Origin of the sequence: Actinoplanes sp. NBRC 103695, assembly GCF_030269485.1 — a bacterium.
GTDB lineage: Bacteria > Actinomycetota > Actinomycetes > Mycobacteriales > Micromonosporaceae > Actinoplanes.
In genome coordinates this window covers 63,630-83,449 of record NZ_BSTL01000022.1, presented here as the reverse complement: position 1 = coordinate 83,449, position 19,820 = coordinate 63,630, and the positions used below count along the sequence as shown (strand labels likewise).

Here is a 19,820-nt window from a genome sequence, read left to right as displayed (position 1 = left end):
AGTGCGGTGCCGGCCATTCAGTGCGCACACCATTTCTGGCGCCGTCTGACCCAGCGCCTACGACTACATGCACGGCGTATTTCCGGGAATTGGCAAGTGCAGCGCGTGTTACTCGTCGCGCACCCGGGCGAGTGACCACTTGACGGCCCATGAGAAGCACACATCTCTTCCGCGGATCAAAGGCGAATTTCCCGTTCCGCGTTATCCGGAGCGATGGTAACGCGAGATCGTGGCAACACGCCGATCCCATTCGGCAGGTTGCGTGGACAGCCACCGGCGGCCGCGCTCGCGAGCTCCGGACATCAGCCAGCCGTGCCCGGTCAACGCAAAGGTGGTCGGATTCCCGACGGGTGCATAATCCCCTCCCGCTGTCGGTGATCTGACCGGAAGAACGTCAGCCTGACGGAAGCATCCATCGCATGGCAGTGTCCCAGCCCGGCGAGGTCGGCTCGCCCATCGCGGTCACCGAGGACGAGCTCCGGCGGCTCCTACGCGACGCGCTAGCCGCGGAAGCCGATCCGAGCATCGGCTTCGTCTGGCAGGACTTGGACAACGAATTAGCTGTACACAGCCTCGAGTTACGGGTTGCACTGCGCGAAGGACTGCTACTAGCCGCTCTGCCGGTTCAGTGCGACCAGGCGAGAACCCAACTGGTGGTCCCGTACGCACTGGGCACCGAGAGCGAGCCGGCCGGGCTGATCGGTACCGCGGAGACCGCCGCCCGTGGCGCGGATCCGCTGGTCGTGGCGGTCTGGGGACCGACCGCGGTGGCCGCCGTGTGGATCGCGTTCCGTCAGGTGTGCGAGACCGTGGCGGCCCGGGCCGGTGAGGACGCGCACTGCTGCCCGATGCTGCCCGGCGCGGTCTGGGCGAGCCACGGAGTGCTGCGGGTGGTGCCGCAGGCCCGGCACGCCATCGACCGCGCCGCGCGGTCATGATCGGCGTCGAGCTGCCGGACGAGCTGGTGCAGGTCGGTCTGGCGCTCGGTGTGCTGCGGCTGGACCGGCCCGGGGATCCGGCGAGCCTCGCGCTCAATCCGGCCTTTTTCGGCGACCCGTCCGGCACGCTGGCCGGTGTCGCGCACGACCCGGACCGGCGGGAGGCGCTGCTGCGACTGGCCGCGTCGCTGTTCGGCGAGGTGTCCCGCACCCTCGACCTGCCCGCCCTGCCGCCCGGCCAGACCTGGATCCCGCTCGTCCAGGAGGGACCGGCCGCACTCTGCGCCATCGTGGACGCCGCACCGGGCCGGGTCAGCTTCGGACTCGGTGGGCGCGCGGCCACCGAACGCGACGGCCTCAGGCTCTCCGCGACCCTGGCCGTGCCCGTCGCCGGCAGCGATGGCGAGAGCGGTGTGGTGCTGCTACCCGGCACCCCGGCCGGGACGATCCGCTTCGGCATCGCGCTGGACTTCCCGCCGGCCGGCCCGGACGACGTGGTTGCCCTGGCCGGTGTCGCCGTCATGGCCGACCTGCCGACGGCCGGCGGACAGGCTCCGGCGCTGGCCGTCCGGCTCCGCGGGCTGCGGCTGCCGGCCTGGCCGCAACCTCGCGACCTCACCCTGACCGACGACCCCGATCTGCTCGGCGCCCAGCTGGTCGAGGTGCTGCACGGCCTGCTCGAGACGCGGGCCGGTCGCGGCGACGACGACTCCGGGCGGCTGCGGGGACTGCTCGCACTGCTCGGCCTGGGTGACCGCGAGGGCATTCCGCCGCTGCCGCTGGCCGAGCTGTTCAGCCGCGGGCCGGCCGCCCTGGTCGACTGGCTGCGGACGATGGTGAGCTCGGGCGGGCTGGGAGCGTGGCTGCAGGCGCTGGCCGAGCTGTTGGAACTCGACCTGCCCGACGGCGTGCTCGGCACCGGAACCGCGGCCGACCCGCTGCGGTGGGTGGTGCGGCCGACCGGCGACGTCGAGGTGTCCGTTCAGATGGTGGTGACCGAAGCCGGCGGTGCGGTGACCATCCGGCCCGCGGTCGCCGGCAGCCTGCGCACCGGTGATGCGGCCACGCTGCCGGGCCGGCTGCGCGTGCTGGTCGAGCTGTGTGCGTTGACGTTGGCGGCGACGCCTGCGGTCACCTGGCTGCCCCGGTTCGACGTCGGGTTCGAGCTGAGCCGCGACGGCGTGCCGCTGGTGCGGCTGCCCGCCACCGGGACGGCCGACGTGCAGGTGGGCACGCTGCGCGCCGGAATCGGGGCCGGGGCGGACCATCGGCCCGCGCTGCAAGTCGAAGCGATCGGCGTGATGCTGCGCGGGACGGCGTACCCCACGCTTGATCTGTCCTCGGTGGAGGCGATCGGCCGGGCCGCGAGCGCTGCCGCGGCCGACGCGCTGACCGCGGCGCTCGACGACTTCCTCGAACCGGGACGTGCGCGGGCGCTGGCCGTGCTGCTCGGGCTCACCCGGCCGGTGCCGGTCGCGGAGACCTGGCCCGGGCTGCCCGCCCTGCCCGAGCTGATCGCCGACCCGCTCGGGGCCTGGGGGCGGTACCAGGCGGCCGTGCTCAGCTCCGGGCGATGGGGCACGCTCGCCGGTGAGCTGGCCCGGCTGCTCGGCGCGACCGCCGTCGAGACGCCGGCCGGCGATGCGGCCGGCCCGTGGGTGCTGCGGCTGGCCGGCGTGGCCGCGGGTGAACTCGAGCTGCGGCTGTGGCGCTCCGGGCCGGACGCGGCACCGGTCCTGCACGTGGGCGCCGGCGTCGTGCACGATCCGGTCGCGCTGAACGGCGCCGAGCTGCGGCCGGCCATGCTGCTGACCCTCGCCCGCATCGAGTTGCCCGCGGCCGGTCCGGTCGTGTCGTTCGCCGACGGTGCGCTGGTCCGGCTCGAGATCGGCGACGACCTGGAGGTCGGCGGGCCGATCGCGGTCCGCTTCGGCACGGCCACCGCGGTGGTGGAGTGGCGCCGGGAGACCGGCTGGGAAGGCCGGCTCGCCATCCGCGGCGGCGCGCTGGCCTCGGCCGGCGAGACGCTGACTCTGCCCGACCCGTTCGAGCTCGGCACCGGCCTGCCCCCGCCGGGCGATGACCTTTGGACCGCCTTGGAGTGGCTGCTCGCACGTGGATTGGCCGGCGCCGACGCGGATGGGTTCGGGGCGGTCGCGGCGGCGCTGCTCGGCTGGCGGCCGACCGCTCGTCTGCGACTCCGGCACGATCCGGGTCCCGGCATCGACGTGGCCGCCCTGGCCGCCGACCTGCCGCCGCTGCGGCTGGATGAGCTGCTCGCCGATCCGGTCGGCGCGCTGCGGTCGTGGCTGGCCCGGCTGATGGCGAGCGACTCCGGGCTCGACCTGGCCGACCTCGCGGTCGGCGTGCTGCAGGGGCTGGTGGCGCACGATGCGGCCGGCGGCGGGTTCGCGGTGGGCACTCGGGGGACGGGTACGCCCGCAGATCCGTGGCGGATCACGCTCGGCGCGTACCCGTCAGGGCCGGAACTGCTCGCCTGGCTCGACCCCGACGGGCCCTCACTGCGCGGGCTCGACCCCGTGCTGGACACCATCGTGCCCGGCGACCCGGCCGCCACAGCGGCCGAGATCCTGACCGCGGCCGCCCGCTTCGATCCGCTCCTGCGTGACCTGTCGGCCGGCCGGGACGTGGTGGCCGACCTGGCCGGGCTGCTCGCGCTGCGGGACAGCGACGGGATCTTCCGGACGGCCGACCAGATCGCCGACGGCGACGCCCAGGGCGCGACTCTCGACGGCGTGTCCCATCTGGATGCTCCGGCCGCCTTCGAGCTGAGCCTGCACGCGCCCGGCGTCGACGGCGGCCGGGTGATCTACGTCGCGGCGGCGCTGCCGGGTGTCGCTCCCTGGCGCGGGCAGCCCGACCCACCGGATCCGGCGCTCATCGACCTGCGCGAAGGCGAGTTGCCGGCGTCCGCCACGGTGGCCGCGCAAGGACCGTGGTTCGTCCTGCTGCCACCGGTCGCCGACGTGGCGGGACGGCTGCGAGCGGCGGTGCAGGCGGTGCGGGCCGCAGCTCCCGGGCCGGTGACGCTGGTGGCGCATTCGGTGGCCGGGCACGCCGCGCGAGCGGTCTGGGCCGGCGGTGACGCGGAAGGACTGGTCACCGTCGGATGCCCGTACGGGCCGGCGGTGGCCGCCGCGACCGGCGCCGAGGCGACCGTGCTGGCGGGCCGACTGGCCGCGCTGCTGCCACAGCCGGACGCACAGGAGATCGCCGGGCTCCTCGGCCTTCTGCGGGCCCGCGCCGCGTTGTGCGGCGCGGCGGTGCCAGGTCCGGGTGGGTTGGCGGCGGCCACGCCCTTTCCGGTACGCGACTTCCTGCCGCCCCCACTGCCCACGCCGCTGCCGGGCGCCGTGGCACCGCTCGCCATCCCGGCCGGCTTCACCGGGGACGACCTGGTCCTCGCGACGGCGGGCCTCGCCCGGGCGGTCGCCGGGCACGTCCGCGGGCTGCTGCCCGACGAGTCGGCGGGCCGCACCCGCGCCCCGGCCACGCATCTCGGCCTCGGCATCGCCGCCGCCCGGTCGGCACCGGAGTCGGACGACCTGCGCGCCAGCGTGGACGTCCGCGCCGACCTGCACCGGATCCGGTTGCGGGCCGGCGGCCCGGGCGACCCCGGGCGGGCCGTCACGGTGCGCACATCGCTCTGGCGCGAGGGCGGCTGGCTGGCCGGGTCGGCGGCCGGCGGGTCCGGCCCGCGGGTGCGCCGGGCCGATCTGACCGTGGTGCTGGGCTCGTCCGGCGCGGCCACGATGACGTTGCACGATGCCGCCGTCGCCGGGATCGAGCTCGGCGCGGTCCGGCTCGGTGCGCCCGACGCGGCCGCCCGTACCCTGATCGGCGCGCTCGGCCGGGCGCTGTCCCCCGCACCCGCCACCGGCCTCGTCCGTGATCTGCTCGACGTGCTCGCCGCAACCGGTCTGATCGCGATCGCCCCGGACGGCACGGTGACCTTCCCGCCGGACGCGCTGGACCGTTTCCTCACTGATCCGATGGAAAGCCTGCGCGCCGGCCGCGAACTCGTCGTCGACGCAGCGGGGCGGCTGCTGGCATCCGGCGACCACGGACTGTCCCTGGTGGACGACGGTGCCGGAACGCGCCTGACCGCCGCGAGCACCGTGCTGCTGGGCGGCCTGGTGCCGTTCGACGGCACGCTCACGCTCGATCCGGATTTCCACGCGCGGGCGCAGCTGCGGCTCGGCCCGCTCGTGCTGGACGCGGACTCCCGGACCGGCACGACCGCCGACATCGAGCTCGACGCGGGCCGGCCGGCGCCGGACCGCATTCCCCTCTGGCCCACGGCCGATCTGCCCACCCTCGGCGCGCAGGTGGCGGCGGCCGCGGCGGCCGAAGTGCTGCGCGCCGGCCTCGAGCACGTGCGCGGTGACCGGGTCGACCCGCTGCTGCGGGCACTCGGCCTGCTGCCGGCTGGGACGGGCCGGGTGCGCAGCCCGATCTGGCTGCTCCGTGACCCGATCGGCTGGCCGAGCGGGATGCTCGCACCGGCCCGGCTCGCCGCCCTGCTCGGGGCGGCCGGGCGGCTGATCGGGCAGAGTGGGGACGGGCTGGCGCTTCCGGGTGGCGGCTCGGTGACGGCCACCGAGGACGGCGACGCGCTGCGGCTCACCGTGCGGCTGCGGCGGGCCGCCGCGGACGGGTCCGGCGCGGACGTGGCGCTGCTGGTCTCCGTGGCGCCGGGGCTGGTGGTTCGCACCGGCGTCCGCGCGGCGATCCGGCGATCCGGTACCGCCGGGTTCCGATCGGCCGGGGTCGAGCTGGAAGCCGGGCTGTCCACCGCCCTGACCGTGCGGCTGCAGCCGGCCGACCCGTCGGCCACCGAGCTGGTGCTGCCACTGCTGCCAGGTACGCCCGACCTAGGCGCGCTGGCCGGGCTGGCGGCCACCGCCGCGGTCGAGCACGCCCTGCCTGTATTGCTAGACGCGCTCGGCGACGCCGGCGACGCCGACCCGCGGATCGCCCGGTTCGCCGCCGCCCTGACCACGCTGGGCGAAGCGCTCGGCCTCCGCGACCCAGCCGGCGGCACCTTCCGCATCACCGAACTGCGGCTGCTGGCCGCCGACCCGCCGGCCGAACTGGCGTCCCGATTCCGGGCCCGGCCGGCCGCGGCGCTGGCGGCTTTGCGCGAACTGGTCGCCGCCGTGACCGGCGACCCGGCCGGAAACGGTCCGCTGTGGCGCAGCCCGGCCGGGGCGATCGAGGTCGACCTGGCCCCGGCCGCCACCGGCGCACCCCGCATCCGGATCCGCGCGGCCGGCCTCGAGCCGCTGCCCGGACTGCGGATCGGCGGCGAGGTCACCGCCGGGGACACCGGCCTGGCCGCGGCCCGGCTCTCGCTGACCACGACGGACGCCGACGCGCTGCTGCCCGGCCCGGTCGACCTGCTGCCGTTCGTCGAGGTCACGCTCGGCGCGGACGTGCCGGAGCGGGTCGAGGCCGGAGTGTGGCTGGACCCGGTATCCGCGGCCCGCCGGGAAGCGTTGCTCGTGCAGGTCACGCTCGGTAAAGGCACGCTGGTGCTGCACCGGCGGGCCACGGCGGCCGAGGTCGTCTCCGGCACGGATCTGACCGCGGCGATCCCGGCGCTGGTCAAGCGGCTGGCCGTGCCGCTCGCGGCCGAGCTGGCGCTGGCTCAGGCGACGCTGGGCGACCTGCTCAACGGCCCGTTCGGTTCCGCGCCGAGCCTCGGTGGGTTGCTCGCTGAGGCGGGCGTGCTGGCCGGCTCGCAGGGGTCCTGGCGGCTCGCCGGGGACCTGGTGGACAACATGACCGGGCGGGTCCTCGGGGCCATCGCCAAGTTGGTGGACGCGCACGGCGGGCCCACGCTCGGGCCGTTCGAGCTGGTCCTGCTGACCCGCACCGGCGGGACCGTGCCCGCCGGATCGCGGCGATACGGCGTGGGGCTGCGGCTGACCGAAGCGATCGTGCCGCCCGCGATCGGGCCGCTGGTGCTGGCGGTCGAGGCCGACGACGTCTGGGATCCGCCGCTGCCCGGGCCGGCCGGCGGCCACCTCGAGCTGTGGGTGCTGGAGCTGCCGGACGACCTGATCGGAGGCGTGGCGGTGCGGGCGGCTCCGGGCATCAGGATCCGGGGGCTCGGCGTCCGGGTCCGGGCGGAGCAGGGGCCGCTGCTGGATGCCGGGTTGCGGGTGGGCAGCCTGCGGCTGTCCGGGGCGTACGAGCAGGACGCGAGCGGGTTCGGGCACGCCGGCGGGCGGCTGGTGATCGACGGCTTGGCGCTCGACGTCGGCTCGGCGGGCGGCGGGAACCCGGTGGCCGGCAAGGTCCTCTCCCCCGGCCCGGGGTCGGGCGGCGACCCGGAGAAGGTCGCGCCCAGCTTCAGCCCCGAGCTGCAGGTCCGCAAGACGGCCACCGAACCGGTCCGGGTCACCGTGTCGGCCGGCCTCGGCTCGGGGCCGTGGTGGATCCCGATCCAGCGGTCGTTCGGGCCGATCTACATCGCCCAGATCGGGCTGGACGTGGGCACCGAGGGCGGCCGGCCCACCGACGTCAGCCTGCTGCTGGACGGCGGCGCCGCGCTGTCCGGCCTTGAGGTGGGCGTGGACGACCTCGAGCTGATCATCCCGTTCGCCACCGCCGCGAACCCGCTGACCTGGCGCATCGACCTGGCCGGGCTGGCCGTCGCCTTCCACGACGCGAACGTCGAGCTGGCCGGTGGCCTGCGCAAGCTGGAACGCGACGGCGGCGTCGAATACGTCGGCATGCTGGTGCTGCGGGCGGCCGGCTTCGGCATCGACGTCATCGGCGCCTGGGGCGAATTCCCGGTGCCGGGTAAGTCCGAGAAGTACACGTCACTGTTCATCTTCGGCGCGCTCTCCGCGACGCTGGGCGGCCCGCCGGCCTTCTTCGTCACCGGTGTCGGCGCCGGCCTCGGCATCAACCGGGGCCTGACCATCCCCGACGAGGTCGGCAAGGTCAACGCGTTCCCGCTGGTCCGCGCGATGAGTTCCAGCGGCGGCCTGACCGGCGACCCGATGCGGGCGCTCAACGACATCGCCGCCGCGTTCCCACCGCTGCGCGGCAACTTCTGGCTGGCCGCCGGGGTGCGGTTCACCACGTTCACCATCGTCGAGTCGGTGGCGATGCTCGCGGTGTCGTTCGGCGACGGGGTCGAGGTGGCCATCCTGGGCACCTCCCGGATGGGCCTGCCGAACCCGGCCGCGCCGCTGGTCAGCATCGAGCTGGCGCTGCTGGCCCGGTTCTCCAGCCGGGACGGCGTGCTGTCGGTGCAGGCGCAGCTGACCGCAAACTCGTGGCTGATCAACCCGGCCTGCCGGCTGACCGGCGGGTTCGCCTTCATGATCTGGTTCCGCACCGGCGAGGTGCTGCTCACGCTCGGCGGCTTCCATTCGCGTTTCATCGCCGAGACGCGCCGGACCCGGCCACACATCGTGCTGCCGCAGATCCCGCGGCTGGGGCTGAGCTGGCAGGTCAGCTCGATGATCGTGGTGAAGGGCGAGTCGTACTTCGCGCTCACCTCGACGGCGGTGATGACCGGCGCCCGGATCCAGGTCGTCTTCGACGGCGGGTTCGTGAAGGCGACCTTCACCGCCGGGTTCGACGCGGTCGTGTCGTGGGATCCCGCCTACTACGACGTGACCGTGTTCATCGGCGTCACGGCCAGCCTGAACATCGAGATCAACCTGTGGTTCCTGGGCACGATCCGGATCTGGCTCGGCTTCTCGATCGGCGCCGAGCTGCACGTCTGGGGGCCGCGGATCCGCGGCGAGGCGACGCTGGACCTGGGCGTGGTCCGGGTGCGGATCCCGTTCGGCCCGGGCGGCCGGGTGACGGTGGAGCCGATCGGCTGGGGCGCGTTCCATGACAAGTACCTGGTCGCCGGGGATCCGCACGAGCAGTCGATGAGCGTGGTGGTGGCCGGCGGTTCGATCCCGCCGGATCCGGGCGGCCCGGCCGGGGCGCCGGACGACGGGAGCGCCGAGCGGCCGTTCCGGGTCGGACCGGAGTTCACGCTGGCCACGAGCACCCGGACGGCGGCGAACCGGGTCAACGACACAGTCCTCGGCGGGCTGCCGCTGGACCTCACGCCGATGCAGGTCGCGGACGTGACCTCGCGGCACACCGTGGCGGTGGTCGACGACGCCGGGCAAGCGGTGCCGGTGGACATCGTGGCAGTGAGCGGGGCGGTGCCGGACGGGCTGTGGCGCATCCCGGAGCCCGGCGACGTGGGTGCGGACGGGATGCACCCCGCGTTCACCGGCGCGCGGATCGTGGCCGTGCCGGTGCTGCTCGGCGTGCCGCGGGTCGGCCGCATCGACGACGTCGAGCCGGGCAGACCGCGACGGCTGCCGCTGCTGGACGACCGGGATCCAGGGCAGGCCATGTCGGCGGCCATGGCGGCGGCCGCGGCCTGGGCGGTGGAACAGCAGCAGGCCGACGCGTTCACGGTGAGCGCGGCCGCCCTGGCCGGCGGCGCGATCCACGCGGTGGCCGGTGCGGCGCTGGGTCGCTGCCTCGGCGTGCGCACCGGACGCGCGGCGGCGGCCGGGCCCAGCGGGTACGCGATCAGCCTGCTCGCCGCCGATCGACTCGCCCCGCCCCGGCTCGCCCGGATCACCACCGGCGCGTACGTCGCACCGGCCGACCCCGTACCCGTCGTGCCGCGCCACGCCGACCCGCCAGCGCCCGGACCCCGCCCGGGCGAACCGCTCCTCGCCGCTCTGCTCTGGTCGCGCCCGGCCGCCGACGTGACACCGCCCGGCCGCACCACCGTCGGCTCGTGGGGCCGCCGCCTGCCCCGCCGCACACCGCCCTCCCTGGCCGAGGCCCGCTTCGCCGAACCGCCGCTCGCCGCGCACCTGCACGTCACGGCGCCACCGCTCGGCGCCGGTCCGAAATCCGGCCTTGCCGCCCGCGACGTCACCAACCGGTTCCGCCGGGTGGGCGACGGCCGGGAGCGCCGCCGCGAGCTGCTCGCCGACCGCGGCCCACTGCTCGAGATGGAAACCCGGCTGGCCGCCGCCGGCGTCTCGCTGCCGGCCGGGCAGGCCCAGGTGTGGCACGTGCCGCAGGCCCGCGCCGACGTGTCGGAGCAACGCCCGGCCCTGTCGATCACCGGCGACCAACTGGTCCGGGTGGTGACGGTCGGCCGGGACGGCACGGCCCTGACCGACGCCGAAGTGACCACGGCCGACGTGACCGTGCCGCGGGGCGCCCAGCGCCTGGTGCTGGTCGGCACCGGCCGGACGGACGCCGCCCCGGGGCTCGCCGGCTGGTACGCGGGCACCCCGGTGCTGCGCGCCCATCCGATGACCTGCCTCGTCCCCGGCGGACTCCTGCGCGCGGCGGCCGCACCGGAGCTACGCAACCGCACCCCGGTGGACGCCGCACTGACCACCGGCGCCGACGCCGTACGCGGATCCGCCCTCACCCGGACCACCCTCCCGGCCGGCACCCGCTGCGTCCTGCTCGTGCTGGACACGGCGCCCGGCGCCGGAACCCCCGCCGAAGGCTTGATCCTCGGCCTGGACGGCGCGACTCAGCAGACCGGCGCCGACGGCCGCCCGGCACCGCCGGTGTCCACCGTGGCCGGTTACCGCACCCACCTGTTCTTCACCGTCCGGCCCGAGCCCGGCCGCGCGGTCGTCGTGACCGTCGGGCACCAGCCGGACTGGCAGGTCGCCGGGGTCCTCGGCAGCGCCCGCCCGGCCGCCCTGGTCGCCGCCGAGACGGCCCGTCGCGGCCTCGAGGCGCTGGTGCCGGGCCTGACCGAGCGCGGTTCGCGGGCGTCGCAGCTCCGCTGGATCGCAGGCAGCTCATGACCGGCCTGGGCAAGGGCGAGTTCCGCCTGCACGCCGCGGTGCGGCCGCCGGTCACGGCCGGGGACCACACGGTCCGGCTCGGGCATCGGATCGAAGGGGTCGGCGAGGTCGCGCCGGTGACCGCCCATTTCGCCGTGACCGCCCCGCAGTTCGGGCTCGCCGCCACCGAGGTGCAGAGCGTCTACCCGCCGCACAACTCCGAAGGCGGGTACGACACGCGGCTGCCCCAGGTGGCCCTGCTGCGCCGCACGCTGCCGTGGGAGCGCGAGGCAACCGCGGGCGACCCGCAACGCCGGCCCTGGCTCGCGCTCGTTGTCCTCACCGACGCCGAAGCCACCCTGCGAACCGGGCGGCCGGTGACCGAAGCGGTGCCACCCGCGCTGCACGCCCGGCTGAAGATCCGGGCCGAGTCCGGGACGTGCGACCACCTCGAGGTCAGCCCCGCGGTGGTGGCCCGGACATTTCCGCGGCCGGACGAGCTGGCCTGGCTGTGTCACGTCCGCGAGGTGGCGGTCGGCGACACCGAGCTGGCCGGGGCGGACGAGGACGGTCAGCTGGCCGTGGTGGTGTCCGCGCGGCTGCCGCGGGCGCCGGCCGGGGAGAAGCTGGCGTACGGCGCGTATCTGATCTCGCTCGAGCACCGGCTGGACGTGCTGCCCACGACGACCGGCGACCCGGTGGACGGTCTCGGCCCGATGCAGGCGACGCCGGGTGGCGGGCCGCCGCTCCGCTTTCCCGTGCTGTTCCGCTTCCGGTTCACCGTCACCGGCTCTGGCGACTTCCAGTCCATCATGGAGAATCTGGACTCGGGAAGCCTCGGCACCGCGCCGGACGGCTGCCCGCCGGTCACACCCACCGGCCACGTCGCGATCGCGCACCGGACCCGCCGCGGCGAGGAGGCCGCGGCCTGGTACCGCGGGCCGCTGGTCCCCCGGCCGGTCGTTCGCGGCCAGGCCGGTGCGCCGCTGTTCGCCGCCGACCAGGGCCGCGCGATCGCCGCCGATGGGCTCGAGGATCTATCGGTGGCCGCCGCGTTCGAGACCGGGCGCCTGCTCGCGCTCTCCGATCCACGGTTCCTGGCCGAGCTGGCGACCTGGCGGCGCCACACCATGGCGGCCGCGACGCTCGCGGCCACGCTACCGAAACTGCCCGGCGTCACCAGCCTCGGCATCGACCCGTCGGGCGCCGGCCGGCTGCTCGCGCAGGCCCTGCTGAAGAGGATGGCGGCGGATCCGGTCGCGGCGTTCGGCGGCATCGTCCCGATCGTCGACACACCGCCGGGCTTCCTCGACCCGGCCGACGCGGCCGACATCGCGACCGGGCTCGGCCTGGATCTCGCGGTCGTCGACCGCATCCTGCGGGACGCGCCGGTCGGCACCACCCGGCCCGCCCCACCGGCCGTGCCCGCGCTGGAGACCGACTTCCAGACCCTGGCCGACCACCCGGAGCTGCTCAAGCCGCTGCGGGCGGAGCTTCGCCGGTACGTGGAGGCACTGGCCGAGGCGGCCGGGCTGGACCCCGCGCACGACACCTTCGACCCGTCCTTCGCCCCGTCGACCATCCCTGACCTGTACGGGTAAGGAGCACCGATGGCCATCTCCGGCAAGGCCGCCCTCGAGTCCGCCGAGGCGATCTCGATCGTGCTGTCCGCCGTCCTGGACACCGACGCCGGGCCGCCGCCACCGCCCGGGGTGGTCGACTGGCTGGCCCGGCTGCGGCTGCTCGAGAACGTGCCGTTCGCGTACCTGGTCTCCGACCCCCGGCTGCTGCCACTGGAGTCGATCCGCTTCTTCTTCCTCGACCGCACGTGGACCGACGCGGCGGTCGACGGGGCGCTGGCGGCCGGCGCCGGCACCACCCGTGAACGCGCACACCTGCGGACCCGGCACGCGCAGATCAGATCCGCGGTGGACGCGGCCGAGCGCGAGGTGTGGAACGCCAAGGCGGCCACCAGTGTCGCCTACGAACCGGGGCCGGCCGAGGTAGTGACCGGGTTCCTGCTGCGGTCCCGGGTCGTGGCCGGGTGGCCGGGCCTGCACGTGCGAGCCGAGCGGGCCGGCGAGCCGGCCCGGCCCCTGCGGATCGAGCGGCTGGCCCCGGCCGTCCTGCTGGTGCTGTTCGACGGGGTGCCCGACCGGGTGTTCATCGAGGAACCGCGCAACGGCCTGCAACTGGGCTTCGACCCCCCGGTCCCGCCCGCGGACCGGCGCACGGTACGCGCGCTGGCGGGCGGTGACGTGGTCGCGGTGCCGTTCCGGCCGGACGCGCCCGGCGTTGTCGACGTCGCGGCGCTGGCCGGGCGGCTGGGTGCCGACGACTCTGCGGCGCTCGCCCTGCGGCTCGTGCAGCTGCCGTTGCGGCAGGTCTTCGAGGACGTGGACGCGGACCGGCCGTCGTTCGTCCCGTCCATCACGCTCGACGACCTCAACCAGGCGTGGACGTCATGACGCATCCGTTCCCGCACCATCCGCGGTTCGCGGTGTCCGCGCGCACCGGGCTGGGCCGGGCGGCGGCGCTGACCTTCGACGGCGGGTACGACGGCGGGCCGGCGCTGCTCGTCCCGGTCGACGTGCAGGCTCTGGTGTCGACGGTGGATGATCCGGCCGGGCACGCCGACGTGCGTACCCGAATCTTCGACCTGGCCGTCCCGGGCGGGCCCCGGGTGCCGGAACCGTTCGCGCCCGACCTGCCGGACCGCGCGCCGGGCGTCTTCCTGCACTGGGCCATGCCCGACGGCTTGACCGGCGGGCGCACCACCGGACCCGACGGGGCGCCGCGCTGGCGGCCGCTGCCGGACCGGTGGGTGGTGCTGCGGCTGCTGCCCGGCGAGGGCAACCTCGACCGGCGGCCAGTCGAGGGCTGGCTGATCGAGGCCGAACGCCGCCGCGTGCACCCGCTGGACACCTGGCGGCCGGGTCCACCCGACGTCACCGACCCACCGCCGGCGACACCGCGGCTCGACCCGGCCGACCTGAACGCCATGCTCGGCGGCGACCCGGCCTGGGCCGCGATCTTCGACAACGTCGAGGACCGGTTCGCGATCCACGACCGGTGGGACAAGCTGCCCGGGCCGCCGCCGGGTCACGTCGCCTACCTGGTCGTCGGCTGGTACTCCCAGCCGCGGCTGGACCCGCTGGGCGGGCTGGAGACGTCCGACGGATTCCACGCCCGGCTGTCCGAGCTGGCCTGGACGGTCGACGCCTCCCGGCTGACCGCACTGCAGGAGGCCGCCGGGCGGGCCGCCACCCAGCGGGCGTCGGTCGGGCTGGCCGCGGTGACGCAGACCCGGGCTTGGTGGCCTCGGCGATGCGTGTTCCACGGTGTCGTCTACGGCGTCCGCACCGAGGAGCCGCCGCCCGACCAGCGACCGGACGCCACCCGGGTGCGCGTGGCGATCGGCGAGAGCGCGGAGCAGGCGGCCGCCGCGATGCTGGCGTCGGCGCTCGGCGAGCCCGAGACGGAAACACTGCACGCCGCCTTCCATCTCGGGCTGGCCGACACGCTCGGCGAACCGGACGGTCCGGCCCAGGTGGAAGCCGAGATGCACGCCGCCGGCTTCGCCTCGGCGCCCGGCGAGGAGATCGTCGAGCGCGTGCTGGACGGAGACCCGTTCGAGGGGGTACGCCCACCGCCCGCGACCCCGGCCACCGATGCGCTCCTGGCCGAGCACCCGGACCGTACCGTCCGCTTCGAATTCACCACCGGCGGCGACCGCGCGGCCGACCGGCACACCGCCGCACACACCCCGGAACGCGGCGCCGTGCCGCCGGAGCCGCGCACCGTCCGGGAGGTCCGCCGCCCCGGCCCGCGCTGGTTCACCGCCCGCGACCCGAGCATCGTCGTCAGCGGCCTGAACCGCAGTCTCAGACACGGGTACGACGGACGGTTCGAACCCGGCGACACGCTCGCCTGCCGCCTCACCGGCGACCCGGTCACCCGGCTGCTCGGCTTCCTGGACGGCGACGCCCTCCTGGAACGCGGCGTCGAACACGGCGCCGTGCCACCGGAGGCGGAGGCGCTGCTGCGCGAGGCCGCCATCGAAGACCCGTTCGAGGACTACCGCAACCTCCTCGAACGGTTCACCAATCGCTTCGGATACACCCAGTTCGAGCTGCTCAAGGCGCTGCGGGCGGAGTCGCGGCTGTTCCGGCGCTGGCTGGCCGACCCGGCCCGCGGCACCTACCTGATGGCGGCGTCGCTGAAGGACGGCACCGGCCCGTCACCGGCCGGCATCACCATCTGGCGGCCCGCCTGGGTGCCGCTCTATCTGCAGTGGCAGGTCGCCGTCGACCTCGATCCGGCGCAGGCCCGCTGGCCGCTGGGCGAGCTGGACCGACAGCCGCCGGAGCAGGCCTCCGCGGGGCCCGAGGCCACCGTCCGGTTCACCGGCCAGTCGCTGCTGACCCCGTCGAGCGCCCGCACGCTGTCCGACCAGATCCGCGTCTTCCTCGCCGCCGAGGACCAGCTCGACCTCGCCGGCCGCGGCCTGATCCCGGAGGACCTCGAGGCGACCCTGCACAAGCTGGGACAGGAGGCGGGGCGCGCCGATCTGCTCACCGCCGGCGTCGACGGGCTGGGCGACCGGCTGCTCGGGTTCACCGGCGACGTCACGTACGGCGGCGCCGACCGGCTGCCCACCGAACCTCCGCGGACTGTGCGAGCCGGCGCCCTCACCGTCGAGCGGGTCCGGGTGGTCGACGCGTTCGCGCGGTCGCTCGTACTCATCGACAAGGGCGCCCCCGCGCCCGCCCTCGCGGCCGGCCTCCGCGGCGAACCGGACGGCCCGGCCGTGCTCCGCCCACGCATCACCCGGCCCGCACGCCTGCTGCTGCGGCTCACCGAGGCCGGCGACGACCAGCGCACCGTGGTGGTGGACCAGAGCCCGGGAACACCGGCGGCCGGCCCGATCGCCGGATGGCTGCTGCCGGACCACGCCGACGCGGCGCTCGAACTGTTCGACCCGGACGGCGCCCCGCTGGGCCAGCTCGCCCACGAACCGCTCACCGGTGCGGTGACGTGGGAGGCCGAGCCGGGCGGGACGGCGGCGATCGGCGGCCGGCCCGAGGAGACCCTGTCCGGACCGCGGCTGCGGCACCTGAACGGTCTGGCGCGGGCCCTGCTCGACCGGGACGTCGCCGAACGCGCTGCCCTGCCAGCCGGACACGTCCGATCGGACACGCCGCTGGAGGCGCTGCTGCGGGTGATCGACACGACCGCCGCCACCATCGCCCCGGCCGGATCGACCGAACACGTCGCCCAGCTGGTCGGCCGCCCCGTCGCGGTGGTCCGGGCGAGCCTACGGCTCGAGGTGCGGCCCGAGCCCGCGATCGGCGGGGCCGCGGAGGCCTTTCCGGTACGGCTCGGCGCGCTCACCCGCCTGGACGACGGGCTGCTCGGCTACTTCGTCGACGACGACTACGCCCGGTTCTTCCCGGTGCACGACAGCGTCGCCGGACTGGCCGTCGACTCCGGCCCGCACCACGGTGACCTGGCCGCCGCGGGCTCCGCACCGGCCGGCACCCGCCCGCTGGTGTCCGGCTGGTTGTCCGCCGACCCGGTGGTGTGGCTGCGACCCGGCCGCACGGTCATGCTCACCCTGCTGCAGGACCCGGCCGGCAAGGTGCACGCCACCTGCGGTGTGCTGCCCCGCAAGGAGATCAGCCTGGTGCGGGACTGGATCGCGGTGCCCCTGGCGCGTCTGGTGCCGACCTTGCGGGTCGGCCCGGTCCTGGTCGACCCGGCAGCCATCCGCATGCCGGTGACGAGCCGGACGGGCGAACGGCGGGAATGGGTGCGCCGCGACGGCCCGGCGTCGTGGCGGCAGGACCCGATCACCACGGCGAGCGGCCAGGCGTTGCTGCCGGAGACCGCCGCGGTGGTCCAGGAAGGGTGGGTCCGGGTGACGGCCGACGACCCGCAAGCCGAGTGAGCACGCCATGGCATTGACCGACGCCGCACGGATGCTCGTGGCGACCGTTCTCGGCCTCCGCCCGCCCAGCCGGTTCCCGCTGCGCGACCTCGACGTGAGCGATCCGGCGATCACCGTTGTCAACGACGCCGAACTCTTCCAGCCGAAAGACTTCGACCCCGTCGAACTACATTGGACCGAAGACAACGATCCAGCGGCCACGCCGGTCTTCAAGGCCATGGGTCTGGGCCTGCACTGGACCGCCCGGGCCGGCCGCGGCATCGAGGTGCTCGCCCCGGCCACCGGGCCGATGATCTGCGATCCACGCACGGAGAACGGCGAACTGATCGAGCAACGGCTCACCATCAATCTCAGCGGCGAAGACCTGAAACGCCTGCGAGAAGGTCCCACGCCGAACGGCGACGCCTTCGACGTCGGCGCCGCACGGCTGATCCTCGTGATGGGCCCCGGCCTCGCCGCGTCGCTGACCGAGCGAATGCGCGAGCATCATGCAGCACGCCGCCTGCGCCCCGTGCCGCCCGGCGCGGCCGGCGCCGCCGATCAACTGGATCGATGGCTCGCCGGCGACGACTCCGTGCCGTGGCGCTTCACGGACGGCGTGGGACCGCGCGACGCGGGCCTGGGCGAACTGTCGGACCTCGAGACCCTCGTGCTCCACGCCGAGGTCTCGGAGCAGAAAGCCGATGGGCCGCTTGCGCTCTGGTATCGCATCAACCCCGGCCTCGTGCTCGATCGGCTGCGCCGGGCCGACGACGGGATGCAAGCCGGGTATACCCTCATCATCAGCGATTACGCGGCACGGGGCGTGGCCAGCGGCGGCGCCGTCAACGCCCGTTCCGAGCTTTGTGTCGTCCGGGGCGGCTCGCTGAATTCGGTGGTGCTCCAGCCCCGCGGAGTGGTTCCGGCCGCGCTCTTCAGTTTCGTCACGAGCGACCCGATTCAGGTCTTCGCGCCGGCCGTGGACGACCCACCCGAGCGATCGCTGACGGTGTTCACCGCCCAGCCGACCATCACCCGCGCCGCGCTGCAGCTGCTGTGGAACAAATACGGGATCAAGCACCAACTGAACACCGGACCAGCCGAGCCCGAGGAGTTTCCGGTGATCGACTACCCCCTTCGGGTCGTGCTGCCGGACAAGGTGTCAGCGGACCGGCCATGGGCCTTCTACGACGACCTGGCCACGGAGATCGCCTACGGCGCGACCGGCTGGCGCTTCGCCTCCCTCGCCGGCGCCGGCGTCGAACGGACGCTGATCCCCCAAGCCGACCCGCGCAGCCGGCCGTTCCATCCGCAGTGGACCAAGGCGAGGTCGATGTTGCCGCGGCGACTCTATCCACTCCGTCTCACCGTTCTGGTCGGCCCCGACTTCGTGTCCGGGCCGCAGTTCACGGTGACCCAGGACGAGCGGGACTGCATCCGTCAGGAGTACGTCTTCCACATGTGCTTCGTCGAGCCGTACTTCCAGGACTACCGCGAGAGGTGGCCGGACCCGGAGGAACGGGCCAGGAATGTGCACCCGGCCCCCACGGCCAGACCCCACGAGATAGAGATCCTCGGGGGGAAACCGGTACGCCCCGCTCTCGGCGCCGGCGGGATGATCCGCATCCCCCGCCGCGGCGACCTGCGGCCGGCGACCGACCGCCGGACCGCGTACCGCCACACCCTGCTCACACGGCGGTCCGACGGTCTGTTCGCGGAGGCGCAGGCCGCGGCGGCGACGTACGCCCTAGAGATCTTCGGGGTGGTGCAGGCGCTGATGAAGGACGACTTCCCGCCGCAGGTTTCCCTTCCGGCCTACGCACGTGACGCGGTGATCAAGATCGTGCGGCTGTGGCGCGGCGTCCCGCTGCCGACGTCGACGACGGACGGCTTCCTACAGGCCATGATCTTCGCCCTCAATGCCGTCAAGCAGTTCGCGGAACTCGACGCATCAGGCACGGCCACGATGAAGCCCTACCGGCTGTACATGTCGTCCGGCTGGCGACCGCCGGAGCACAACGAGACGGTGAGCTCGACCCCGCTGAGCAATCACCAGATCGGCGAGGCCATGGACCTGCAACCGCTCGGGGCCGGCAGCGCCGCGACCCGAAACCCGCTCGCCATCCTCGCCCTGCATCTGGCCGCGCAGGACTTCGCCAAGGGCGCGCCGGCGGTCCGGAGACTCCGGGAATGCCTTCTCGAACTCGAGAGGGGCGAATATCTGGTCGGGCAGGTAGAGGAGGAAAAGGTAAGTCGCGTCGTCGTCGAACGGATCGGACCCGGCGGCAGCCGCAGGTTCGTGCTGAGCCGCGCGGGGTTCCCGGATGAGGAGTTTCCGCACTTCCCGAGCCTCGATGGCGAACCCATCACGGGCGGGACCCCGCTCGACCTCCAGCTCGTGCAGGAATTCCGCACCGCGTTCAACAAGATGAACCAGAAGAACCCGGCGCCCTGGCCACTGCCCACATACCTCGACGTCTACATCTTCGGACTGTGCTCAGGATCGCATGTTCACCACACCTGGAACATCGCAGAGTAACCGTCAGCGGCCATGTCTCGGCCCGCTACCGCTAGAGACCCTGCGAGGTTGAGGTCTGGTCAGGCCGTGCTGCCGGGTGTGCAAGGTGCCCGGGTGCCTGCTGCACCCTGGTTGCCGCCGCTCGCGCCCGGTGCGGGGTCGGGCGGGGTGCCCGCTCACCCTGGTTGCCGCCGCTCGCGCCCGGTGCGGGGTCGGGGCGGGGTGCCTGCTCGCCCTGGTTGCCGTTGCTTGCGCCCGGTGCGGGGGCGGGGTGCCTGCTCGCCCTGGTTGCCGTCGCTTGCGCCCGGTGCGGGGTCGGGGCGGCTTGCCAGGCGCCCGGGTGCCTGCTCACCGTTGCTGCGGCCGGTCGCGGCCGTGGCCGGGCGCGGTTGGTGGCCGGGCGCGGTTGGTGGTAGGAGCGGACATGAGTGGTAGACCAGGCAGGCAGTGGTGGGCCAGGGCGGTATTTCGGCCCGGATACCGCGCTGGGCTACCACGGTCCGCGCGCGTGGTAGCCCAGAGCGGTCAGCGGTCACGGATAGCGCCTGGTCCTACCACCGGCCACGCGAGACCGGTCGGCCAGAGCGGTCGCGGCGGGCCGAACAGGCCGGATG

Annotated in this window: 6 protein-coding genes; all 6 read left to right on the top strand. The window is 74.6% G+C overall.

The features are described 5' to 3' along the window. Positions 1–419: 419 nt before the first annotated feature. The 6 genes from QSK31_RS33880 to QSK31_RS33855 are packed head-to-tail and all read left to right on the top strand — an operon-like array spanning position 420 to position 19,227. On the top strand, positions 420–938 hold the full coding sequence (locus tag QSK31_RS33880; RefSeq protein ID WP_285688676.1) for a hypothetical protein: 519 nt from the start codon (positions 420–422) through the stop codon (positions 936–938). Beyond that, the gene (locus QSK31_RS33875; RefSeq protein WP_285688675.1) at positions 935–10,780 is read left to right on the top strand and encodes a DUF6603 domain-containing protein; all 9,846 of its coding nucleotides are present in this window, start codon (positions 935–937) and stop codon (positions 10,778–10,780) included. Before QSK31_RS33880 ends, QSK31_RS33875 begins: the two co-directional genes overlap by 4 nt. Further along, positions 10,777–12,360, top strand: a complete 1,584-nt coding sequence (locus QSK31_RS33870; RefSeq protein WP_285688674.1) for a hypothetical protein — start codon at positions 10,777–10,779, stop codon at positions 12,358–12,360. The genes QSK31_RS33875 and QSK31_RS33870 overlap by 4 nt, the downstream gene beginning before the upstream one ends. Before the next feature lie 9 nt (positions 12,361–12,369). Beyond that, a complete protein-coding gene (locus QSK31_RS33865; protein ID WP_285688673.1) occupies positions 12,370–13,227 on the top strand; it encodes a hypothetical protein in 858 nt (285 codons plus the stop codon). Continuing rightward, positions 13,224–16,709: a hypothetical protein gene (locus tag QSK31_RS33860; RefSeq protein WP_285688672.1), complete on the top strand. Its 3,486-nt coding sequence runs from the start codon at positions 13,224–13,226 to the stop codon at positions 16,707–16,709. Before QSK31_RS33865 ends, QSK31_RS33860 begins: the two co-directional genes overlap by 4 nt. Before the next feature lie 7 nt (positions 16,710–16,716). Continuing rightward, a complete protein-coding gene (locus QSK31_RS33855) occupies positions 16,717–19,227 on the top strand; it encodes a hypothetical protein (protein WP_285688671.1) in 2,511 nt (836 codons plus the stop codon). The last annotated feature ends 593 nt before the right edge of the window (positions 19,228–19,820 follow it).